The organism is Spirosoma migulaei, from assembly GCF_054776855.1.
Map to the genome: position 1 here is coordinate 546,882 of NZ_BAAHBG010000027.1, position 23,567 is coordinate 570,448.

Sequence of the window (23,567 nt, forward strand, 5' to 3'; positions counted from 1 at the left end):
TAGACATAGAGATAGACGTACAATGATTTGTTGGGTGAGAATGAATAGCACGAATGATTCACCCAACATACTATTGTACGCAATAATGCGAAACTTCTTTTTACTAATTATCAGTCACTTTCCCCATTTAGGTATAGATTGATAGTGGCTAAAAGTAAAGCAATAGCCTATTCCTTACAATGGGGAAATTACGTGTCTTTTACGGGTAATTCAACGACAAAAGCCGACCGTTTCTGTCTTCTTTAAAAGGGTGTAAAGAAGGCAGAAACGGTCGGTTTCGGTTAACACGGCAACAGCTTCTAAATTGGCTACTCCGCTACAAGTTCCGCATGTTTGAGGCACGCAAAGACTTCGCGGTAGAAATCGGGATGTGATTGCCAGGTCTGGCCCGTTACAATATTCCGGTCGCGGATGGCCTGTTGGGTCGAATACGTGCCACCACCCATCTCGATTTCGGTGCGTACATGTTCGTAGGCGGTTAGATTTCGGTTGTTGGCTAAACCGGCCGTGACCAGGATCTGGATACCGTGGCAGATAGCAAAGACCCATTTGCCCTGCCGGTCAAACTCGCGCACGACCTCCAGCAGCACGGCATGGTTACGCAGGTATTCGGGGGCGCGACCGCCCAATAGCAGAATGGCGTCGTAGTCGTCTACGATCACGTCCTCTATAGCCAGATCTGAGGCCAGACAATAGCCGGGGCGCTCTATATACGTATCCCAGCCGATTTCAAAATCGTGCATCACCAGGTTGAGTCGGCGTTTGCTGGGTGCGGCAATCACGGCCGTGTCACCTTCTTCCTGAAAGCGGTGAACGGCGTAAAGGGTTTCGTAACTTTCGCCACCATCTCCGGTGACGATCAAAATTTTGCGATTCATGGATGTAAGAATTTAGAACCTACTTGTTAAAACAGCCAGTTTAGCCAGCTAAACAACCAGAAGCCAACAACCAGGCCCGTCCTACCTACCAAATAATATTCTGCTTAGATTTTTCATAACCAATCTTAGAAATAGCGAAATAAAACCGTGTAGCGGAGAAAAATGCCCGGTTTTGGTGTTACCTCAGCAGAAGTACCTCGTGTTATATGCAAGCCGTTTCCTCTCCTGTTACAAGTACCCCAACCCGCCTTACTCTTTGGGGGAATCTAGTCTCTGTGTATATCCTTTGGGGGTCGACCTATCTGTTCATTCATTTCATGACCGAACAGATGCCTCCCTTATACATGGTCTCTGTTCGTTATCTGATTGCCGGGTCAATTCTGTATAGCTATGCCCGACTAACGGGTACGCCTGCTCCTACCCGGCAGGAATGGCGATCGGCAGGTATTATTGGCGTGCTGCTGCTTACGATTGCCAATGGCTGTCTTTCGGTAGGACTTCAATATATTCCGAGCGGTATGGCGGCTCTGCTGGGCGGCCTATTGCCCGTTTACCTGCTTACCCTAAACTGGTTCGCGTTTGGGCGCCAACGCCCAAGTAATATGGCGCTGGCTGGCCTGGTCATTGGCCTGATCGGGATTTATCTGCTAATTAAGCCGGATAACTTACAGGGTGCAGGTGGTATGGACTCGAAACTGATTGGCGTAGGGCTCGTGGCAGCCGGCAACTTTGCGTGGGCCATTGGTACACTGATGGCTCCGCGACTTTCGTTGCCATCCGGCACGATTTCGAGTGGTATTCAAATGATTGTAGGCGGGGTTGCTACCTTGATTCTCAGCCTGCTACTTGAACCGGTTACCCCCTTAAGTATTCTGGATGCACCAGCCAAAGCAATTGGCTCAATGGTCTATTTAATCATTTTTGGCAGTATCATCGGCTTCTCCTCCTACGCCTGGCTGGCACGGAATGCCACTCCCCAATTACTATCAACCTATGCTTTTGTGAACCCCGTTGTGGCTATGCTTCTGGGCACCTTATTTGCGGGAGAAATCTTTTCAAGCCAGTCATTTATCGGCGCTATCGTTGCTCTAGTGGGGGTTGTTTTGATTACACTGGGGAGGAAGTAGTGAAGTGAGTGGAATAGGTGGAGTAAGTGGCTAGCCCGCATTAACTCACTTCACTTACACCACTCACTCAACTCACCCCACCTACTCCACTAAACCGGTGGCGGGCTTACACTTGTCCAGCCGCCATCAACAACCAGGCTTTGGCCGGTAATGTGTCGGGAAGCAGGTGCGATTAGAAACAGGGCCGCGTTTGTTATGTCGTCTACAGTGGCGGGTCGCCCCATGGGTGTAATTCTCGACCAGATGGGTATGTACGACGGGTCGTCCAATGTACGCTCGGTCAGTGTGGCACCGGGGGCAATCGCATTGACGGTAATACCGAGGGGCGAAAAATCAATGACTAATTGCTTGGCCAACATTTCAAGCCCAGCTTTCGTCATGCTATAAACCGGTAAACCCGGATGCGCCTGGTGCCCCACTACGGAAGACATAAACAACACACTCCCTCCTCTCCCCTGTTCGCGCATTTGTCTGGCTGCGGCCTGTGCCAGAAAAAAGCTACCTCTCAGATTCAAATCCACAATTTTCTGAAAGGCCTCCGGCGTCGTTGTGAATATGTCGCCGAAGATGGTGATCCCCGCGTTGGCAATCGCGATATCGACAGATCCGAACCGACTGACCGCCGTTTCGACCATCTGCTGAATAAACTGCACATTGGAGGCATCGCCGGGATACGCTTCGCACTGGCCCGATCCATTGGGTGGAATAGCTGCCCGAATCGTTTCAGCCGCTGTATAAGCTAGTGTGTCATCATAATCGTTGAGCAATACATTGGCTCCCTGTAGGGTTAAGGCTTTGGCAATAGCGAAACCAATACCGGTTCCGGCTCCGGTAATCAGAGCAGTCTGTCGGGCAAAATCAGTCATGCAACAAAAATCAGGGTTAAGGATGGATCGATGCGAAATTTAGGCGAAATTTCATCCTAAAGATGCATACTCAGCAGTGCTTCTCTTAAAACGATACACGCCCTCCACTACTCAAGGACAACTTCCCTCTTATTGTCAGCGACTTAATCTGAGTTGCCTGATTTACGGAAACGGTGTGCTCTGGCGAGATAATAACCTCATCCTCCATCGCTGGCAGGCAATTGCAGTTCCAGGTTGTTAAGCTGGTCCAGTTGCCACTCTGCCTGCTGGCAATTGGTTCATCGGTAAGATGATAAAGTACACCATCCGACATAGAGAGTACGTACAACTCGCCATTTGGCCCTTCGCCAAATGATACGGGACTTGTTAGTGTGGTTATCGGTTGGCGAATATTCTGATACGTACCATTACTCTCCCGTTTCAGGGTCCAGAAGGTGCCCCGTGCATAATCTCCATACACATACCAACCCTGCAAATTCGGATAGGCGCTTCCCCGGTAAACAAATCCACCCGTAATGGATGCAATTTGCCCTGAATTATGACCCGCATAGTCTAACAATGGCATATGGTAAGTTGCATTGGTAGAACAAGTTGAATTATAGGGATGGCTGCCTTCAAAACAAGGCCAGCCATAATTCTGCGGAGCCGGAGCGTTAGCCGCCGTAAAGTTCAGTTCTTCCCAGTCATCCTGCCCCACATCACCCAGCCAGAAATCGCCGGTTTGGCGATCAAAGCTCCAGCGCCATGGATTACGAAGGCCTAACGCATAAATCTCATCGGGTACGCCATCTGTCGGGCTGGCATACGGATTTGTGGGGGGAATTGCATACGGATTTCCATGATCCACATCGATACGAAGCAATTTCCCATACAGGTTTTGAAGGCTCTGCGCTAGTTTGTTCGGATCGCCGATTGATCCCACCAGACCGGGCGACGAATCGCCTGTTGTTATGTATAGATAGCCATCAGGGCCGAAACCAAGCCGACCCGATCGGTGTCCACCCAGCGGATTGGTATAAGGAACCGTAAAAAGAATTAATTCTGAAGCCGGATCGGCCTGATCGGGATTTGTGCTTTTTCGGGTATAACGGGCAAATACAGAAGCTCTGTCGCCAGTCCGACAATAGTGAACATAGATATAGCCGTTCGCGGCATAATTTGGATGCAACGTTATCCCAAAAATACCCTCCCAGGTTGCATCGTTAATTTTTGTATTGATATTCAGAAACGAGTTAGTCTGAATCACTCCATTGCGAATTAACCGTATCCTTCCATCTGTTTGTGACACCAGGAATTCCGTTGGACTTAGAACGACAACATCTGTGGGCCGATACAAGCCAGTGGCTTCCATGGATAACCGTAGCTTAGGTGTCTGGGCAATTAATTTTGAGCTAACCAGAATGATCAAAAAAAGACGCATGATCCAGGTATACAGTTGGACAGTTTGTTGAAATGCCCACAAGTTCAATGCCGGACGATAAGGCCATAAGCGTGATGTTTATGATTATTTAGTAGAAGGTATTCTTCTTTGTAAGCCATTTAAAACGGCTGCTTCGTCAACTCGAATGTTCAGCCACGTTCAGGTCATTAACCAATCCGGCGTACTTTTTGCTGCTACATAGTCACGAACAATCAGTGAATAAATCGTGCCAACTACCTTAAAGTTACACGACTCCTACCCGCTAAAAAGTAAGTCGATGGGTAGAAGTAGTGTCTATCTCATTTCCCTTCTCTGCCTCGCTATTGAAACAGCAATTGCTCAAACTTTCCCCAACAGCTTTACACAGGTAGCTGTAGCCTCCGGATTAACTAAGCCCACAGTTGTTCAGGCGGCACCTGATGGCCGACTTTTTGTTGCCCAGCAGAACGGCAATCTGCGCGTTATCAAGAATGGAGCCCTATTAGCCGATCCATTTTTACAACTCACCGTTGATTCAAATGTGGAGCGTGGGTTGCTGGGTATAGCGTTCGATCCTTCTTTTACTACCAATCAATACATCTACCTCTACTATACTGTACCCACTAGTGGAACAGTTGCTGCACATAATAGGATCAGTCGATTTACAGCTAATAGTGATGTGGCAAGTATTGGCAGTGAGCTCATTCTTCTAGACTTAGATCCACTTAGTGCAACCAATCACAACGGGGGTTCGCTGGCGTTTGGTCCCGATCAAAAGCTGTATGTAGGTGTAGGGGATAATGCCAATCCGCCTAATTCCCAGAATTTAGATAATTACTTAGGCAAAGTATTACGGATTAATCCAGATGGCAGTGTGCCATCCGGGAACCCGTTCTCAAGCGGTTCAGAAGCCAGAAAACGTATCTGGGCGTATGGCTTACGAAATCCGTATACACTAACCTTTCAGCCAGGAACAGGTCGCTTTTTCGTCAACGATGTTGGTCAGGAGAACTGGGAGGAAATCAATGATGCCACCACTGGAGGGCAGAATTTTGGCTGGCCAATCGCAGAAGGAATTAGTACTAATCCTGCTTTTTCAAATCCATACTATGTGTATCCGCATAGCGGCCCTGATATTGGCTGTGCCATTACAGGGGGTACATTTTACAATCCACCCATACCCGCCTACCCGTCTTTGTTCGTTGGCAAGTATTTTTTTCTGGACTATTGCATCAAATGGATCAGCGTACTGGATATATCAGGCCCAGCACCCGTTAAATCACCGTTTGCCGATTCCCTAACAGGCTTACTCGTGAGTTTAACCGTGGGTACAGATGGAAATTTGTATTACCTGAGTTACAATGAAGCCAAACTCTTTAAAATAATCTATAGGGGTGAAACCTGTCAGACTACTAAAAATGGCGACTGGCATGATTCCGCCATCTGGTCGTGCGGGCATGTGCCAATCATAAGCGATCAGGCAGTTGTACGTCATGCTGTGACTATAGGAACTGGTTTAACCAGCTTAGCCAGACAGATTACGTATGAACCAGGTGGGCAACTAACCTTTTTGAGCGGTCAGCAATTACGATTAGGGCTATTATAGTCCCACTGATTTGTAAACCAGTTAACGGTTAATAGGTAGTCTTACCCATGCAGAGTTTTTTATATTCGGCATTATTTGGCACCCAAAATTCAATCTTGTTTCCCATTAAAGGTTTTCGGTTTTCAGTTTATGGTTTTCGGTTGGCTGATGCGTTAGTTGCTGACGCGTCAGCCAACCGAAAACTGTAAACTATAAACGGTTAATGCGAATCCCGCTTTACTTCACTTCCAGAGCCACCGCGGAGAAAGTCAAAATCTGCGCCTTCGTGGGCCTGTGTTACGTGGCGGATATACAGGTTGACATAACCACGATCGTAGCCTAACTCGAGGGGCTTAAAATGAACCAATCGTCCCGCCAGTTCTTCATCGGACACATGCAGATGTAGACTCCGATTGTCAACGTCGAGCGTAATCAAATCGCCATTCTGCACCAGAGCCAAGTTCCCGCCAACCGCCGATTCGGGCGATACGTGCAGCACGACCGTTCCGAAACCAGTACCACTCATGCGACCGTCCGAAATGCGAACCATGTCGTGAACACCCTGTGCCAGAATTTTGGCCGGTAGCTGCATATTTCCGACTTCCGGCATGCCCGGATAGCCTTTTGGCCCTACATTTTTCAGAACCAAAACACAGGTTGGATCAACGTCCAGATTCGGATCGTCGATACGGGCTTTGTAGTCGTCGATATCCTCGAACACAACCGCCCGACCCGTATGCTGCATCAACGCGGGCGACGCAGCCGACGGTTTTATGACGGCTCCATTCAAACAGAGATTACCCCGCAAAACCGCTATCCCCGACTCAGGTTTAAATGGTTGCTCAACCGACGCAATTACGGCAGGGTCGTAGCATTGGGCTTCGGCGCAGTTTTCGCCGATTGTCCGGCCATTCACCGTCAACGCATCGTTATTAAGTACATTGCGCAGTTCACGAATAATAGCGGGCAGCCCACCAGCATAAAACAGATCTTCTACAAAATGCTCACCAGACGGTTGCAGGTTAGCCAGTAACGGAATTTTAGCCGATAAGGTATCGAAATCATCCAGCGACAAGTCAACGCCAACTCGTCCGGCAATGGCCGTTAAATGCAGGATGAAATTGGTAGAACCGCCCAGAGCCGCATTAATCATAATGGCATTCTCAAATGCCTGCCGGGTTAAAATCTGTGAAGGTTTTACGTTTTCTTTCACCAGCTCAACCATCCGTACACCCGTCATATGCGCCAGTACTTTCCGGCGCGAATCGGCTGCGGGAATGGTGGCATTGTCAGGAAGGGCCAACCCCAGCGACTCGACCATGGCCGCCATTGTACTCGCTGTACCCATTACGGCACAGTGTCCCTGGCTACGGGCCATACTGGCTTCGGAAGCCACAAAATCGGCCTGGCTCATTTCCCCCATTTTGTAGGCTTCGGCAAAACGCCATACATCGCTGGTACCAATTTTCTTACCCCTAAACCGACCAGCCAGCATTGGCCCACCCGATACCACCATTGTTGGAATATCGACACTACAGGCACCCATGACAAGCGAAGGCGTGGTTTTGTCGCAACCACACATCAGGATAACACCATCAATAGAATTACCCCGAATACTTTCTTCAACGTCCATACTGGCCAGATTACGGAACAGCATGGCGGTCGGCTTTATCTGACATTCGCCCAGCGACATTACCGGAAACTCCAGCGGAAAACCACCGGCTTCCCAGACACCTCGTTTAATGGCTTCGGCCAGCTCACGGAAGTGCGCGTTGCAGGGCGTTAGTTCCGACCAGGTGTTACAGATACCAATAACCGGTTTCCCCTCGAACTCATGATGCGGGAAACCCTGATTTTTCATCCAGGCACGATAAATAAAGCCGTCTTTTCCGGTGCGGCCAAACCAATCTCGGGAGCGTAATGGCATTTTTATGTAAGCAATGATTCGTGGTTAGTAAAGTCGCCTTTGCACCCATTATACTTTTGATAAGGCTTTTATCCTGCGATTAGTCAATGGGCCCAACTAAGCCTGTGTTACCAGCCTATATAGCTGGCTACTACTGCTGGAGTAGAGTATGTTAACGGTTAGATAGCAGTCCCAACTCGTCTATTTTCCTTGGCCTACCCGAGTCAAAACCAGGTCATACGCCCCGAACAAACGCTTATCTTTTCCAATTGTCAACCTGACAACTGGATAGTTTTGTTTCCTGGCCCAATCTTGCCAATACGACTCGTTCATGGCTGGGTCGCGTTCAAATACCATCTGTATGGCACGTGCGTTATAGCCCACTGCGTTCGTATTGATATGAATATGTTGCGGAGTCGTACATCCATTGTATTGGATAGGGTAGCTGGCGGGCCGAATCGTTTGAAACGAATAATTCCCTGATTTATCGGTCGTTATAAACCCAAAAAGGCGGGGGTCGTTTTCGCTCATCTTTTTCGAAACCGAATCCGGCGGTGCGTAGTAACCGTTATTATCGGCTTGAAAAATAGCCAGTTGAACAGTAGGAATTGGTTTGTTCTGCTCATCGACTACGCGTCCGCTGATGATGATTTTTTCGCCTTTTTCAGTATCTGTACAGAGTTTCTCCGTTGACCAGTGAGCGTGTTTTCTAAGGCTATCTCTAATCTTATTCCGTTCTTCGGCAGTTACTTGCAGATAGTGCTCAGTTATAATAAAATGGAGTGAATCATAAACGGCATGTGTGACGTGTGTGGTTAGTTGCGCCCTTAACGTATTGATTTTCTCTCCCCATTTCTGCGCCTGACAGACCAGAGGCAGGCAAATTGCCCAAACGAATAAATAGATGGTGGGCTTCATCATTCTCTCTTAAGGAATAAATTTCAGGCAAACGGGCATTGACACCGCAATCTCTTTCCCCGTGGGCGTCAATTTGCCGGTTTGTTTATCCCGTTTAAAAATGGTGATGTTGTCCGAATCCTGATTGGCCACCAGCACAAAGTTGCCAGTCGGGTCAATTGCGAAATTGCGGGGCGTTTTACCATTCACCGGCTGATGATCCACGAGGGTGAGTTGCCCGGTTTTGGGATCGATACTAAAAATCGTCAGACTCTCGTGGGCACGATTAGAGCCGTACAGGAACCTCCCATCAGGTGATATATGAAGATCGGCAGCCCATTTGCGACCAGTGTACTCTTCGGGAAGCAGCTTTATTGTCTGGATGGTTTCCAAGGCCCCACTTTTATAGGTGAAACCCGTAATGGTGGCACCCATTTCCTGAATAACATAGGCAAACTTCCCAGTCGGATGAAACGTAAAATGGCGCGGACCAGAGCCTGGGGTGACGGCCGTGAATGGTGGATTACCCGCTGCGAGTTGTCCCGTTTTTGCATCCAGTGCGTAGGTCACTATTTTATCGGTTCCCAAATCAGGTACAAAGACGTCTTTGTTATTGGGGGCAATATTGATGGAATGCACATAGGGTTTCGTCTGTCGTTCGGGGTCGATACTTTTGCCTTCGTGCTGAATAACCTGGCTCACTTTACCGAGAGAACCATCCGCTTTAGTAGGTAATACACTAACGCTACCGCTAGTGTAGTTGCCCACAATTACCCACTTGCCCGTTTTGTCAACGGCTATATGCGCTCCTCCTTTTCCGTCCGAAGCCTCAGAGTTGAGCAGGGTTAGTTTGTGTGATTCTTTATCAATGGAGAAGGCACGAACAGAATCACCGGTGTTACCCCCATTCGCATACAAAAAGCGGTGGTCAGTAGAAATTGCCAGGAAACAAGGATTTGTAACCCCTTTGGCAATGCTCACCGGCGTGAAATCGCCCGTTTGAGTATTGAATCGGAATACATAAATACCCTCGCTGGTTTTACGAGTGTAGGTACCCACATAGAGGTAGTAATCAGGACTTTGTGCGAAGTTAAACTGGCTCATCAAACACAAAAATCCAGCCAGCAGTACGTACTTTATAGGCATTGTATAGGTCTTAAACGGTTAAACGAACAGAATTGGCTCATTTAGTTTTTGCAGGAACAGCTTCCATTACTAAAGCATCTGCCTTGTTCAGAGCTACTCCTCCTTCCTGTGCGGTTTCACCCGGCTTTTCTATCCCTAAGCGGTTCAGGTTTACCAAATCCTCTTTTCTCTGCTGGCTTATGCTTCCCTCCTCAATAAAATCAACTGGTTCTGTTCAACACAGACCCTTATTTTCGATCCGAATGGCCGAGGTCTTTTTCAGGATTCACTACATCCCGAACAAGTTGTTTCAGTTCTTTTATCTCCGGGAACCGACCCGTTACTTTTCGATCAAAGATTGTCTGCTCATCGACCCGGACAGAAAAACGCCCACTACATTCAGAAGGGTGTAACAACACGCCGTGAATATCATCCGTGAACGTAGTCAGTAATTCCTGCGCCATCCAGGCTGACCGAAGTAGCCAGCCACATTTGGGGCAGTATTCCAGCGTGATCGTAGGTTTCATAGGCATATACGATCAAAGCAGTCGAATTCCCCCCTCTTCCAGCACAATTTTTCGCTCGCGGTATAGCGTTCCGATTGCCTTTTTGAACGTCTTCTTACTCATTTCCAGCGCGCTGTAAATAGCATCGGGCGGGCTACTGTCGGTGAGTGGCAGAAATCCATTTTCGGCTTTGAGCGTAGCCAGAATACGGCGGGCATTGGGCTCTACATTCTCAAAACCAGCTTTTTGCAGGCTTACATCTACGAGGTTATCATCACGAACCGTTTTAATATACCCAATGAGCGGGTCGCCCGGCCGAACGGTTCGAAAAATCTCGTTGGCGTAGATCAGACCTTTGTAACGGTTGTTGATGATGACATTTACTCCCAGATCAGTCGTTTCGAAGGCAAGCAATTGTACCTCATCTCCTACCTGTAAATCGCGCACGTCGGGGTCCAGAAATCGGTTTACTTTGCTCGATGCTACTAAGCGATTCGTGCTCCTATCCAGGTACATAAACACCACGTACCACTGGCCAACTTCCATAGGGCGGGCCTGTTCCCGATGAGGCACCAGCAAGTCTTTTTCTAACCCCCAGTCCAGAAAGGCCCCTGCCTTCGAAACGGCTACCACCTGTAAAGCAGCAAATTCGTCGCGCTGAATAGCGGGCGTTAGGGTTGTAGCAATGGGACGGTCTTCCGAGTCTGTATAGACAAACACGTCAATGTCATCGTCGACAGCCAGCGTGTCGGGAACATATTTATTGGGTAATAATATGTCGTTACTGAAATCCTGGGTTTTCCTGTCTGACAGGTCACCGAGGAAGAACCCAACGCTGGTTTCGCGAAGAGCCGTTAAGGTATTGATTCGTCCGATCTCAATCATAAGTACTAAACACGATCGCCACCCGTGTACCAGGGGCGAGAGCACAGCCGAAAGTTAGGAATTTTTAAGCGGGCCACCGTTGCCAAAGTTGAAGAAACGGTTTGGCCGTATACGTTAACAACTTTGGCTGGAGAAGCTATTGACCCTCAGTTGGTTCAGGTCAACAGACCTGGATTAGTTCATTCCGACAAAAAGGCAATTCAAGTATACGATTGATTATCAGGACACTAATACTCACTCAATGAACGTTATACACCCAGTACCATCCTGAATTGAGTTTTGTTTAAACGTATTGGATTTTCAGTTTTGATAGCCGCATTACGCCCGGCTGTTGCCATTGCCGCAAAGTTTATTCCCCTGCAAGTAAGCCCGGCCTCGCTCCTCAATCTCTCTAAAACCAGCATAGTCGCCAAATCGGATGCCACCTCCTCCGGTAATGACCGGTCAGCTTCATCATCAATGCTCAGACCAGTCATCACCACAGCCCCTGAACTACCGCTGCTCGATGTTGATTTCTGTGGAGAGTGCTTACCCCTCGATCAACTTGACGTAGTTGATCGCTGGAAACATGTTTTTACGTTGTTTCGTCCCCACGCCAGCGACCTTGGCGATCTCCGTCAGCGGGCCGATACGTTTTTCCCAATCATCAATCCAATTTTAGAGAAATACGGCATTCCCGACGATTTTCGGTACGTGCCGCTGGCGGAGAGTGCCCTTCGGCCCAGAGCTATTTCGCGGGCGGGTGCTGCCGGTTACTGGCAGCTCATGCCGGGTACAGCCCGGGACCTTGGCCTAAAAGTTGGCAAACGGATCGACGAACGGTTCAATGTTCAAAAAGCCACGGATGCGGCCTGTCGGTATTTACGGACATTGTATACGCAACTGGGGTCGTGGTCATTGGTAGCGGCTGCGTATAATGCTGGACCGGGTTTGCTTAAAAATCAACTCAAACGGCATGATCACCGGGATTATTACCGGATGAGTCTGCCCCGCGAAACCCGCTATTACCTTTACCGGGTATTGCTGTATAAAGAAGTGATGTCACGACCAAACGATTATTCGTCATTTCTGTCGCCGGCCCCTGCCACGCAAACGGTGTTCCGTCCCTGGCGGCCTACCGGATTTCAACAGGCTGCCTAAATAGTCTATGGATTCTAGTGGCCCAAAAGATCCTGTTGATTCTAGTGCCTGAAAAGAAATTTATTTTCGCTACTAGAATCCTATTTCTCAGTTCTGACAGTCAGGACATTAGTAATCTCAGGATCAAAGAAATATAAAGAATTAGCCCTGAAAATGCATAGCCTACCCTCAACAATATTGCTGAGGGTAGGCTACTTTTTATCAAATTAAAACCACTGGTTCGTAAATCAGTTTATAGGATACAGCCACTGGGTGCGTATCTTGTCGGCTCTTTCTCCATCCAGCGTTTGAATGCAGTCTGACACAACTAAACCGAGCAAATCGACATCGAACCGTGCTGTTATCACCCAACGGTTCGATAAATTCTTTCTTAACCTGGCCGATGTAGCGGCTTTTGTTGGCCGTTTCTTTCGGGAAGTGGGCCTCCCTCCATACGAATTCAAAGAAATTGTCCGACAATGCTACGAAGTGGGCTATCGGTCGTTGTTGCTGATTTCAACAACTGGCTTCATTACGGGTATCGTATTTACCAACCAGTCGAGGCCTTCGCTGTCTGAATTTGGTGCTACATCCTGGTTACCCTCATTAATTGCCATTGCCATTGTACGTGCCTTAGGTCCGCTTGTTACGGCCTTGATAGCCGCCGGTAAAGTTGGTTCGAGTATTGGGGCTGAGCTGGGTTCCATGAATGTAACCGAGCAAATCGATGCGATGGAAGTATCGGGCACCAATCCATTCAAGTTCCTGGTTGTGAGCCGCGTACTGGCCACGTCGATTACCATTCCAATTCTGACCATGTACACCATTTTTGTAGCGCTGATGGGGGCTTACATTAATGTTAACCTGAATGAACAGACAAGTTTTATCTCGTTTATCCAGGAGGTATTTGGTGCTATATCGTACGTCGACATTTTTGCCTCCGTAACCAAGTCGATCGTGTTTGGTTTTACGATTGGAATGGTGGGTTGTTACAAAGGCTACCACTCGTCGAAAGGTACTGAGGGCGTCGGTAAGGCGGCCAATTCATCCGTTGTGACAGCCATGTTTTTAGTTTTCATTGAAGAGTTGCTATCGCTTCAAATTATATCGGCTTTTCGGTAAGCAGAAAGTTATCGAATAATCTATGAGTAAGACCAATAAACCCACTGAACCTATTATTTCAATCCATGGCCTACGTAAGTCATTTGGCGATCTACACGTATTACGTGGTATTAATTTAGATGTTCAACAGGGTGAAAATGTGGTTGTACTGGGTCGTTCGGGTACAGGTAAATCCGTTTTGATTAAAATCATGGTCGGTCTGCTTAAACCCGATGCCGGAAGCGTGATGGTACTTGGCGAGGACGTGGAACAGCTGAAAGGAAAAGAGTTAGATGCATTCCGGCAGAAAGTTGGCTTTTCGTTTCAAAGCAGTGCCCTCTATGACAGTATGAGTATCCGGGAAAATCTGGAATTTCCGCTGGTTCGGAATGTTCGGGATTTGAGCCGGGCCGAAATTGATGAGCGGGTTGAAAAAGCACTAGCGGATGTTGGCCTTGCTCAAACCATCAACCAGATGCCGTCGGAACTATCGGGTGGTCAGCGGAAACGGGTGGGTATTGCCCGAACGCTGATTCTGAAACCAGAAATTATGCTGTACGATGAGCCAACGGCCGGTCTGGACCCAATTACAAGTATTGAAATCAATAACCTAATCAACGATGTGCGCAAACAATTGGGTGCTACGTCGATTATCATTACCCACGATCTAACCTGTGCCAAAAGTACCGGCGACCGCGTGGCCATGCTCCTGGATGGGAAATTTGAACGAGTCGGCACATTCGATGAAGTCTTCGCCGACCCTGACGAACGCATCCAACAGTTTTATAATTATAATTTCGTGAAGTAGTAGACTAGTGAAGTAGGTAAATTAAGTGGAATACGTGAAGTGGTCGATTTGGTGAAGTAAGGTAACTAAGTGGCGTGGTTATAGATGGATTTCTAAACATTTTACCCACTTCACCCATTACACCAACTGCACCTACTTCATGAACTACATCCACTACCCTTACTTCCCAACGCCTACTGCACTCACTATACGATTGAACCACTAAACGAATGAGTACCGAATCAACAAAGCGCTCCGTCATTGTCGGCATTTTTGTCCTACTGGGTATCTTGATTTTTGTCGCTGGCGTGTTTGTACTGGGCGGGCAACAGAAACGCTTTACCAGTAGCATCAAGGTCATTGCTATTTTCAAGGATGTAGGCGGGCTAAAAGCGGGTAATAACGTCTGGTTTTCGGGCGTAAAGATTGGCACAGTTAAACGCATCAGCTTCTATGGGACAGCCCAGGTAGAGGTCGATATGAATATTGAAGAAAGCTCACAGCAGTACATTCGGCAGGATGCCACGGCCAGCATTAGCAGCGATGGGCTGATTGGCAACAAAATCGTCGTTATTGCGGGTGGTACAACGAGCCATCCCGAAGTAGAAGACGGGGCCCGGCTCAAAACCTCGGAAGCCTTAAGCTCGGATCAGATTATGAGCACCTTACAAGAAAACAACAATAATCTGCTGAAGGTTACCAACGACTTTAAAGAGCTGGTGGGCAATCTTCGGAAGGGCAAAGGCACTGTAGGGGCCGTTCTGACCGATTCGCTGGTTGCCGAAAACTTCAAGAAGGCGATGAAAAACCTGGAACGTGCATCGGATAACACGGTAAAAGTAACCGGCTCAGTATCGCAGTTTGCGGCTAAGCTCAACACGAAAGGGACGTTGGCCAATGAGTTAGTTACCGACACTACCGTATTCAGGCGTTTAAGCCGATCGGCCTCCCGCTTCGAATCCGCCGTTACGGCTGCTGATCAGAGCGTGAGTACGCTTCGGCAAACGTCCGAAAACCTGAACAAGGCTTCTGAAAAACTGAATAATACCAATAGTCCGCTGGGTGTTCTGCTCACCGATCAGGAAACGGCGGGAAACCTGCGCACAACGATCCGTAACTTAAGTAAGAGTAGTGTGTTGCTTAATGAAGACCTGAAGGCCGCCCAGAGCAATTTTCTCTTGCGTGGATTTTTCAAAAAACAAGCGAAAGAAACTGCCAAACAAAAGGCTGATAGCGCAGCAACAGCAAAGCCGTAAGCGCTTATTGTCCAGGCTTTTATCGCTAAATCCCCTTTCCTGTAGTGGAGTTTGTTCACTACAGGAAAGGGGTATTTTCATTTCATCTATTCAGCTTGCACTGTACTAGCCCCACTCACTCGCTTTGACACCGCAGGCGTTCCTCTGTATCGGATCGTACTCGCCCCACTGGCCTCAACCACCAACGAGGCATTTACACTGACGTTTGCTTTACTTGCTCCGGATGCACCTACGCCTGCATTATCAACAGGGAACCCAAACGCCTGTAAACTGGATGCACCGGACAACTCCGCCGATAGCCATGTTCCCTGTCCACTCAATTGCAACGAAGAAGCCCCCGACAAGTCAACGGTTGTCCGGCTAGCCTGTCCAACAAACTGACACTCCGATGCACCGGATAAACTAATATCCAGATCAGTCAGGTTCGTAAATCCGGTAAGTGTAGAACGGCTGGCTCCCGAGAAATCAACACCACGCAGGGTCGGCATCGTAATCCGGAACGTGGTTGGGTAGTTGCGGCTGCGGGCAATCCGGTACTGGGCCTTGAGCGTTCCATTACGCGTATACACGTCCAGGTCATCCAGATTTCGGCGATCCCCTTCAACGGTAATGCTGAATGTAGGCCCTTGCTGTACAGTAATGATAAAGGCACTCCCCATATCAAGCCGGTCAAAATTGGTAAGCGCATAGGTTTGCTGATCAGGTTGATAGGGACCTACATCCTCCCGTAGTAAGGAGCAACCCGATAAGGTTAGCAGGAAGAAAAGTAAGTAAATGGAGCATACCTGGTGGTGTTTCTGCTTCAGGCTGTTGGTGGTGTTCATGTCGATTCAGTTGTTTTTTGGATCATGACAACTGGAAAGATGAATACCCCTATGGGAGAGAGCTTTTTTATTGTATTGCGTGATGTCGGTTACTTATAACCGACATTACGCAATAAGGCCCGTCACCCCTTGCAGCTTACGAGTTACCAAAACGCAGTCCGACCTGGAAGCCAATCCAGCCCCAGTGATGGGCATTACTGTAGGCATCTGTTCGGTCAGCGAAAAGCGAAACGTCAGGTTGTAGTAAAGGATGAGTTGTACCATCGGTACTAAAATACCAGTTGACCGATGGCCCAAATGCCAGCGACACATGGCGGCTAAGTTTCGCTTCGATTAATGTACTCAGGCGAATCTGATTGTTCCAGCCATTCGTTGCCTGATAGACTCTGTCGAAATAAAATAGATGGTGATAAGTACCCTCCAGATTTAGTAAGGTTGCCCGCGAAAGCGTAAAGGCAGTACCAAGTCCATATCCTGCACTCAGGCGAGGACTACCCAACCGATCGAAGCTATGACCTGCCGTCAGGATGTTGTATAGCCGTTTAGTACCTGTCCTCAACGTTACATTCAGTACGTTAACTTCAGTAGCCGCTACTTCAATACGCTGATAGCCACCCTTTCGTACGAAACTTAGCAAACCAATGGGAACGCTACCTACCGAATCCGCTATGTTAATCAGCCCAATCTGAAGGCCTTTAGTGACACGACGGGCACTGTTTAAAATCCCCCCTATCTGCCAGCCCTGTACATCAGCCTGCGCATAATTTACTAACCCCGCCAGCTGAATCCCCTCAACGGACCGACCAGCTATGTTGAGTAATCCACCGATTTGCCCGCCCTGTACCTCCTGATTGGCAAAGTTCACCAGGCCCGCTACCTGAGCGCCAGTGACTGTCTTTCCAGCCGTGTTAAGCAAGCCCCCGGCCTGTACACCAACGACCTCCCGATTCGTGTAATTAGCCAGCCCGCCCAGTTGTACACCCGTAACCTTCCCGCCTACTATGTTAGCCAGTCCACCCGCCTGAAAGCCCTGAACATCGGTTCGTACCAAATTCATCAACCCGCCAACCTCAAAAGCACGAACACCAAACGAGTAGCCCATCAGGATATTCACGGAAATACGATTGCTGATTCGTCCGCTCAGGCGATGATTGGTTCCTATAAAGGGCAGAAACGACACCTGCCAGTCTCGATATAGGGTATCGCGGTTGAGATTAACATCGTGAATAGCTTGTTGGGCTGATACAAAAAGCCGAGTGATACGCTGCCGTCCCTGATCAAGTACGGATACAGATTGTTGCTGTGAGGTTGAATCGGGCGCGACCGCTGGCAATTCAACGGGTACAGAAGCCAGTGTTCCTGCCGGTCTGATCGTATCTTCGGTTACGCGTATGGGCAATGTTTCCACGGCCAAACGAGCGGGTATGGGCGTCATCCGGATACTGATCGAGTGTGTACTTCGTGACCGAATCAGGACCGTTTCGCCAATATAGGCCTGCTTCCGAACATCCAGACGAACCGTTGGCAGATCTGTCGAAAGCCGAAGCCGGTAATAACCGAATGGATTGCTGACGGTTGACGCCAGGGTTGTTTTCTCGAATATACTGGCTTGTGCGATGCGTTCGCCTGTTTTTTCGTCCAGAATGTAGCCATCGAGCAGGAAGTTTTTCGGCGTAGCTTCGGGTAGGTCAGACCGAACGAGAATAACGTGATTGCCCCGCGATTTGTAGCTTACCTGATTCTGGAATACCCGATTGAGCACCTCCCGAACGGGTGTATTCACCAATCGCAGCGTTACAACCGCATTGCCGTCGATTCGGGTTGGGTTGTACGAAAATTCAAAGTGGCCGGCGCGACTAATCTGGCGAAGGGCACTTTCAATTTTTTCATTTCGAATATCGACCGAAATAACCCGGTCGAGGGGTGGTACCGATTGGGCAAACAGCCGTACGGATACGAACAAGTAAAGTAGAAAAATGAAATGGCGCATTGAACTGATTTCTGATGGTTTTAAACCAGGACAGTCATCTGGTCGTCTCCCCCTATTCATTGGCAACCAATACCCTCTAAAATAACCTGTTTTCCTTCGTGCCGTATCCGTAAACTGAGTGTTTCAGCCGTAACCGCCAATGCATCATCTAACGATGTTTTATCGAATCGGGTGGTTAACCGGCAGTTGCCCAACTGCGCATTCGCCAGTCGAACATCAGCATTGTAAAATTGATTAATGGCCTGAACCACATCGCGTAATGGCTCATTGTCGAATACGAGTTGCCCTGTTTTATAGGCAAAAGCATTGGGTGTTACTTGTGGCATCCGACGAATCGTATCAGCCGAAGACTCAAGGGTTGCCTGCTGATCTTTCGTGAGCAACACATTAGCTCGTCCGTGCGAAAATTTCACTTTCCCCGTCCGGACAGCCACGCTTACATTGGCATCATAGGCTTGCACACTAAAGGATGTTCCCAGGACTTGCACAACACTGTTACGAACCGAAATACGAAACGGGTGACTGGCATCGGGGGTTACGTCAAAGAAGGCTTCACCCGTTAAAGTAACCTCACGTCGGTCACCAGTAAAGGCAAGTGGGTAGGTTAAGGTCGAGTGTCGATTCAGGAAAACACGGGTCCCATCAGGCAATGTTTTGCTGATTTTGTTATCGTTGGTCACTAATGTCATCCGGTTCATGGCATGATGCTCCTCCCCCATAAAGCGGAACTTGTATACGATCCAGCCAAAGCTCAATACCAGCGCCAGTACAGCCGCCAGCCGATAAATTGGCTGGTTCCAGCCAGTCTGTCCTTCATTTCTCGGTGCAGGCAACGGTTTGATAATTGGCTCAGCGCGAGGTATGGCATTCCGGTCCGTCGTTCGCATCTTCTGCCGAACAGCCCGCCAGGCAGCATCGGTATCAACGGCCGGTTGTTCGTCCGGTTCAGCGGCTTCCCAGATGCGTTCAAAGCGGGCAAAGTCGTCTTGACTCGGTTCTGACTTATTGCCATTACGATTCGAAAGCCAGGCCCGCACCCGTGCCGATTCGGCTGGATCGGTTTCGCCCGCCAGAAACTTGCCCAGCAGGGCGTCGTCTATGGGTTGTTGATCGGCCATGACTTATAGATGAATAGATAATGAATAATGGATAATGGACAATGCCAAATGAGTAATTACTATCATTTGAAGCAATCCCTGACGGCCAAACCAGGGTACGTTATCCATTAGCCAGGGTACATTATTCATTATCCATTGTACATTATACATTACCACCAATACAATTGGTAAATAGTCGCTCAGTTCAGTACGTAAGATACGAAGGGCTTTCCCAATCTGGTTTTCAACCGTTTTACTGGAAATACCCAACTGGTCGGCAATTTCACCATAAGTCAACTCCTCAAACCGGCTCAGGGTAAACGCCAGTCGACACTGTTCAGGTAACTTCTTTATCGCCTGCTGTACCAGAACAGCCAGTTCGTCGCCAAGAAGCATCTGCATGGGCGATTCTGCGGTTGCCTCACCCAGATAACGCGTATGCTCCCGATGCTCCTCTCGAACGGACGCGTGTTTAATTCGATTCAGGCATCGGTTATGTACCGCCCGATACAGATATGACTTCAGGGAAACGGAAATGTACAAATCATCTCGTTTTTCCCAAACGGTCAGAAACATAGCCTGAACTTCTTCTTCGGCTTCATCGGAGTCGGGCAGAAACTGACGGGCATACCGGCACAAGGGCGCATAGTACTGTCGAAACACCGACTCAAATGCCCGCTCATTGCCGTCTCGGATGGCCGAAAGTATGTCCTGCTCAATCGGTGGCACTACTCTGGACTTATGGATGATAGGAGGCTGCAAAGCTATCATTTTTCGCTACACACACTTGATCAGCCCTATGACACCTAGTAAACGGTTTACCCCTATGGCCCTTCAAAATAAATAATTCATATGGGGGTGATTGGCAAATGGGCTGTCAGGAGGGCAAACCATCACAATCCCTCTAATCATGTCCCTCAGTCAACGGTTCGTCACTCTCGCTCTTTTTCTAATCTCATCCCTGGTCCACGCGCAACCCTTAACCCAAACCATCCGGGGTACGGTGGTTGATCAACGTTTACAAACACCCTTATCTGGCGCTACGATTGTGGTACTGACTAGCAGCCCCATCAAAGGAACCAGCACGGATGCCAGCGGACAGTTCCGGCTCCAACAGATTCCCGTAGGTCGGCAAACGCTGCAAATCAGTGTCGTCGGCTACAAAACCACTACGTTGCAACATATCACGGTCGATGCGGGCAAAGAACTGGTGCTGACGGTTTCACTCGAAGAAGCAGTTAGCCAGTTATCGGAAATAACAGTGAAGCCCACCCTTGAAAAAGACAAACCTCTGAATGAAATGGCAACCGTTTCCGCCCGGACGTTTTCAGTGGAAGAAACCCAGAAATTTGCCGCAGCCGTTAATGATCCAGCCCGAATGGCCACTGCCTACGCGGGTGTTGTTGGGGGCGATGATGGGGGTAACTACATCGTCATTCGAGGCAACGCGCCCAATGGACTGCTTTGGCGAATGGAAGGCGCCGAAATCCCGAATCCGAATCACTTCTCCAATCTGGGCACGGCGGGGGGTGGCATTTCAATCCTGAGCGCCCAATTACTGGCCAACTCTGATTTCCTGACCGGTGCTTTTCCGGCCGAATATGGCAACGCCTTATCGGGCGTATTCGACCTTCGGCTACGACGGGGCAACAATGCCAAACGGGAATACACTGTACAGGCTGGCGTATTGGGATTAGACGTTTCCGCCGAAGGCCCAATTGCTAAAAACTATACTGGGTCGTTTCTGATTAACTACCGCTACTCGACGCTTGGCCTGCTCTCAAAAGTAGGCGTCAATATCGGAACCGGGGAGAATGTGTTCCAGGACTTGTCGTTCAACGTGTATCTACCCACCCGGAAGATTGGCACGTTCACCCTCTTTGGATTTGGTGGGCTCAGTAACAGCAAGGTCAATGCCACGGCCGATTCCAGTAAATGGACAACCAATTACGACCAATACAACGATGATTTCAAGTCCAATACAGGTGCCGTTGGCGTAACGCACACCCTGCCCATTGGCCGAAAAGCCTTACTCAAAACAGTGTTGCTGGCTTCGGGCTATGAAAACCGGGATCGCACCGAACTACTGGACCCCGCTAAGGAATACGCAGCTTCGGAACGGGAAAATTATGCCTTCCTGACGCAAAAGCGCATTTTATCTTCGACACTAACGTACAAGATCAACCCCAGGCATACAGTTCGTGCGGGCCTGATTGGCACACAGTTGCTGTATGATCTGACCCAACAATCGTGGGAGCCGGAACCGCAACAGGTACTCACGCGGGTTCGGGTGAGTGACCAGACCAGCACCCTACAGGCGTTTGGCCAGTGGAACTACCGGCTGTCGGAGCAATTGACCGTCAATGCGGGACTGCATTACCTGCACCTGGCCCTCAATGGTACATCAGCACTGGAACCACGCGGTTCCGTTCGTTGGGCGTTCTCCTCAAACAAGTCGGTTAGTTTTGGCTACGGGCTACACAGCCAGCTACAGAATCCAGCCACCTATTTTGTGCTTCCCGCCGATCAAACCGGTACTACCGTGTCTGCCAACCGAAACCTGGGCTTTACGCGTTCTCATCATTACGTGCTCGCTTACGACCAGCGACTCAACAATCATAGCGATGGCGCTCCCCTCCGTCTGAAAGTTGAAACGTATTACCAGCATCTGTTTAACATTCCGGTGAGCGCCAGTCAGCGAGACGCCTTTGCCATCATCAACCGCTTCGATGGATTCACAGATAGAGCATTGGTCAATAGCGGTCATGGTCGAAATTACGGCCTGGAGCTAACCCTGGAGCAGTTCCTGAATCGGTCCGCATCGGGTAATAGTCTTTACTTCCTGGTATCGTCCTCGCTGTATAATTCGGAGTATCAGGGATCGGATGGGGTTTGGCGGAATACGCGATGGAATGGTCGCTATGCCGAAAGTCTGCTGATAGGGCAAGAGTGGGTATCAGGATCAAGCGTATTTGGCCTGAATCTGAAATTGAGTTACTATGGTGGATACCGCGACACACCTATTAATGTAGCTGAGTCGAAACGGTTAGGCGAGACCGTTTACCTGGACAATCAATCATTTACCGAACAACTCCCGGCCTATTTCCGGCCCGATGTGCGACTGAGCTGGAAGAAAAACCGGTCCCACTCAACCCGCACGCTCTCCCTCGATTTGCAAAACGCCATCAACCGACAAAACGTCTATAACCACTATTTCGATCCGGCGAGTGGCACCGTTAAATCCTACTACGCTACGGGTTTGATACCGGTGTTAAGCTACCGGGTTGTGTTTTAGCTATTTCAGTAACCACAGAGGCACAAAGAACGCTGAGAGCTCTATTTTCATCTCTGTGTTCTCGGTGCCTCTGTGGTTACTAAAATGTTCTTGGTTACAGCGCTAAATGCGATGACTGCACGGGTTGTCCGTAAAAGACCGTTGCCTGTCGGTCGAAGTCTTCGGTAGAGTCGGTGGTCAGGAAGGTTCGCTGGCCATGTTTACTGCACTGGGCTTCCAGTTCGAGGTGGCGTTGTAAATAGTCGGCAAGGCTGTCGGCCACAATACCACCCTGACTTAGAATCGTTGCGCCTTGCGGGGCAAATTGCCGAATCTTATTGAGCAATAAGGGATAATGCGTACAGGCCAGTAAGATTGTATCAATCTCCGGCGACTGAGCCAGTAAGCGATCTAGGTGTTGCTTTACGAAGTAATCAGCGCCAGGACTGGCATATTCGCCATTTTCGACCAACGGCACCCACATGGGGCAAGCTTCCTGAAACACCTGCAAGTCGGGAAAGAACTTCTCAATTTCAACTAGATACGACTCTGACGTTACGGTTCCACGCGTCGCCAGAATCCCGACGTTGCCCGTTTTAGAATACGTGCCAATAACTTCGGTTGTGGGACGAATAACACCCAACACGCGCCTATCCGGTGCCAATGTTGGTAAATCGAGTTGCTGAATATTTCGCAGCGCTTTGGCCGACGCCGTGTTACATGCCAAAATTACCAATCGGCATCCCGCATCGAACAGGTGCTGAACGCATTCGAGGGTATAGTGATAAACCGTATCGAAAGAGCGGGTACCGTAGGGCGTTCGGGCGTTATCGCCGAGGTAAACGAAGTCGTACTGGGGTAATTTCTGAACAATTTCACGCAGGACAGTCAGGCCTCCATAGCCTGAGTCAAATACGCCAATGGGTTGTGAACTTACTGACATTT

The 23,567-nt window shown here is 49.0% G+C and carries 20 protein-coding genes; 7 read left to right on the forward strand and 13 right to left on the reverse strand.

Going from position 1 to position 23,567, the window contains the following annotated elements; translation table 11 throughout:
- Positions 1 to 308 precede the first annotated feature (308 nt).
- A complete protein-coding gene (locus ACYVGO_RS27155; RefSeq protein ID WP_460971959.1) occupies positions 309 to 878 on the reverse strand; it encodes a DJ-1/PfpI family protein in 570 nt (189 codons plus the stop codon).
- Between the two features lie 206 nt (positions 879 to 1,084).
- Here ACYVGO_RS27155 and ACYVGO_RS27160 point away from each other — a divergent pair, with 206 nt between their 5' ends.
- Complete coding sequence (locus tag ACYVGO_RS27160) at positions 1,085 to 2,005, forward strand: EamA family transporter (RefSeq protein ID WP_142772794.1); 921 nt, start codon at positions 1,085 to 1,087, stop codon at positions 2,003 to 2,005.
- Between the two features lie 89 nt (positions 2,006 to 2,094).
- Here the strand turns inward: ACYVGO_RS27160 and ACYVGO_RS27165 are convergent, their stop codons facing one another.
- Both ACYVGO_RS27165 and ACYVGO_RS27170 read right to left on the reverse strand, forming a co-directional pair.
- Entirely contained in the window at positions 2,095 to 2,871 is a 777-nt protein-coding gene (locus ACYVGO_RS27165) for an SDR family NAD(P)-dependent oxidoreductase (protein WP_460971960.1), read from the reverse strand.
- Positions 2,872 to 2,956: 85 nt separating this feature from the next.
- Positions 2,957 to 4,291: a PQQ-dependent sugar dehydrogenase gene (locus tag ACYVGO_RS27170; RefSeq protein ID WP_460971961.1), complete on the reverse strand. Its 1,335-nt coding sequence runs from the start codon at positions 4,289 to 4,291 to the stop codon at positions 2,957 to 2,959.
- A 226-nt stretch (positions 4,292 to 4,517) separates the two neighbouring features.
- Here ACYVGO_RS27170 and ACYVGO_RS27175 point away from each other — a divergent pair, with 226 nt between their 5' ends.
- On the forward strand, positions 4,518 to 5,876 hold the full coding sequence (locus ACYVGO_RS27175; protein WP_460971962.1) for a PQQ-dependent sugar dehydrogenase: 1,359 nt from the start codon (positions 4,518 to 4,520) through the stop codon (positions 5,874 to 5,876).
- A 199-nt stretch (positions 5,877 to 6,075) separates the two neighbouring features.
- Here ACYVGO_RS27175 and ACYVGO_RS27180 read toward each other — a convergent pair whose 3' ends face one another.
- From ACYVGO_RS27180 to ACYVGO_RS27200, 5 genes are all read right to left on the reverse strand, one after another.
- Positions 6,076 to 7,782 carry an IlvD/Edd family dehydratase gene (locus tag ACYVGO_RS27180; RefSeq protein WP_142772791.1) on the reverse strand — a complete coding sequence of 569 codons (1,707 nt, stop codon included), beginning with the start codon at positions 7,780 to 7,782 and terminating at the stop codon, positions 6,076 to 6,078.
- Positions 7,783 to 7,962: 180 nt separating this feature from the next.
- Complete coding sequence (locus ACYVGO_RS27185; protein WP_460971963.1) at positions 7,963 to 8,682, reverse strand: dioxygenase family protein; 720 nt, start codon at positions 8,680 to 8,682, stop codon at positions 7,963 to 7,965.
- Positions 8,683 to 8,688: 6 nt separating this feature from the next.
- Positions 8,689 to 9,804 carry a lactonase family protein gene (locus tag ACYVGO_RS27190; RefSeq protein ID WP_460971964.1) on the reverse strand — a complete coding sequence of 372 codons (1,116 nt, stop codon included), beginning with the start codon at positions 9,802 to 9,804 and terminating at the stop codon, positions 8,689 to 8,691.
- Positions 9,805 to 10,031: 227 nt separating this feature from the next.
- Positions 10,032 to 10,310 carry an Rdx family protein gene (locus ACYVGO_RS27195; RefSeq protein ID WP_460971965.1) on the reverse strand — a complete coding sequence of 93 codons (279 nt, stop codon included), beginning with the start codon at positions 10,308 to 10,310 and terminating at the stop codon, positions 10,032 to 10,034.
- Between the two features lie 12 nt (positions 10,311 to 10,322).
- Positions 10,323 to 11,174 carry a CvfB family protein gene (locus tag ACYVGO_RS27200; protein WP_460971966.1) on the reverse strand — a complete coding sequence of 284 codons (852 nt, stop codon included), beginning with the start codon at positions 11,172 to 11,174 and terminating at the stop codon, positions 10,323 to 10,325.
- A gap of 306 nt (positions 11,175 to 11,480) precedes the next feature.
- On the opposite strand from ACYVGO_RS27200, the gene ACYVGO_RS27205 reads away from it, so the two are divergent.
- From ACYVGO_RS27205 to ACYVGO_RS27220, 4 genes are all read left to right on the forward strand, one after another.
- Positions 11,481 to 12,314: a lytic transglycosylase domain-containing protein gene (locus tag ACYVGO_RS27205; protein ID WP_460971967.1), complete on the forward strand. Its 834-nt coding sequence runs from the start codon at positions 11,481 to 11,483 to the stop codon at positions 12,312 to 12,314.
- A gap of 291 nt (positions 12,315 to 12,605) precedes the next feature.
- Positions 12,606 to 13,415, forward strand: a complete 810-nt coding sequence (locus ACYVGO_RS27210) for an MlaE family ABC transporter permease (RefSeq protein ID WP_142772786.1) — start codon at positions 12,606 to 12,608, stop codon at positions 13,413 to 13,415.
- A gap of 22 nt (positions 13,416 to 13,437) precedes the next feature.
- Positions 13,438 to 14,202 (forward strand): ABC transporter ATP-binding protein, encoded by a 765-nt coding sequence (locus ACYVGO_RS27215; RefSeq protein WP_142772785.1) that lies wholly within the window; start codon positions 13,438 to 13,440, stop codon positions 14,200 to 14,202.
- A gap of 209 nt (positions 14,203 to 14,411) precedes the next feature.
- The gene (locus ACYVGO_RS27220) at positions 14,412 to 15,437 is read left to right on the forward strand and encodes an MlaD family protein (RefSeq protein ID WP_460971968.1); all 1,026 of its coding nucleotides are present in this window, start codon (positions 14,412 to 14,414) and stop codon (positions 15,435 to 15,437) included.
- 86 nt (positions 15,438 to 15,523) lie between these two features.
- On the opposite strand, the gene ACYVGO_RS27225 is transcribed toward ACYVGO_RS27220, so the two are convergent.
- The 4 genes from ACYVGO_RS27225 to ACYVGO_RS27240 form a co-directional block, all read right to left on the reverse strand.
- Positions 15,524 to 16,261, reverse strand: coding sequence for a head GIN domain-containing protein (locus ACYVGO_RS27225; protein ID WP_460971969.1), 738 nt, complete (start codon positions 16,259 to 16,261; stop codon positions 15,524 to 15,526).
- Positions 16,262 to 16,397: 136 nt separating this feature from the next.
- Complete coding sequence (locus ACYVGO_RS27230; protein WP_460971970.1) at positions 16,398 to 18,251, reverse strand: STN and carboxypeptidase regulatory-like domain-containing protein; 1,854 nt, start codon at positions 18,249 to 18,251, stop codon at positions 16,398 to 16,400.
- Between the two features lie 56 nt (positions 18,252 to 18,307).
- Positions 18,308 to 19,369 carry a FecR family protein gene (locus ACYVGO_RS27235; protein ID WP_460971971.1) on the reverse strand — a complete coding sequence of 354 codons (1,062 nt, stop codon included), beginning with the start codon at positions 19,367 to 19,369 and terminating at the stop codon, positions 18,308 to 18,310.
- 3 nt (positions 19,370 to 19,372) lie between these two features.
- Entirely contained in the window at positions 19,373 to 20,119 is a 747-nt protein-coding gene (locus tag ACYVGO_RS27240) for an RNA polymerase sigma-70 factor (protein WP_460971972.1), read from the reverse strand.
- A gap of 139 nt (positions 20,120 to 20,258) precedes the next feature.
- Here ACYVGO_RS27240 and ACYVGO_RS27245 point away from each other — a divergent pair, with 139 nt between their 5' ends.
- Positions 20,259 to 22,643 carry a carboxypeptidase regulatory-like domain-containing protein gene (locus ACYVGO_RS27245; RefSeq protein ID WP_460971973.1) on the forward strand — a complete coding sequence of 795 codons (2,385 nt, stop codon included), beginning with the start codon at positions 20,259 to 20,261 and terminating at the stop codon, positions 22,641 to 22,643.
- 94 nt (positions 22,644 to 22,737) lie between these two features.
- Here ACYVGO_RS27245 and murI read toward each other — a convergent pair whose 3' ends face one another.
- Positions 22,738 to 23,565, reverse strand: a complete 828-nt coding sequence (gene murI, locus ACYVGO_RS27250; RefSeq protein ID WP_460971974.1) for a glutamate racemase — start codon at positions 23,563 to 23,565, stop codon at positions 22,738 to 22,740.
- Between the last annotated feature and the right edge of the window lie 2 nt (positions 23,566 to 23,567).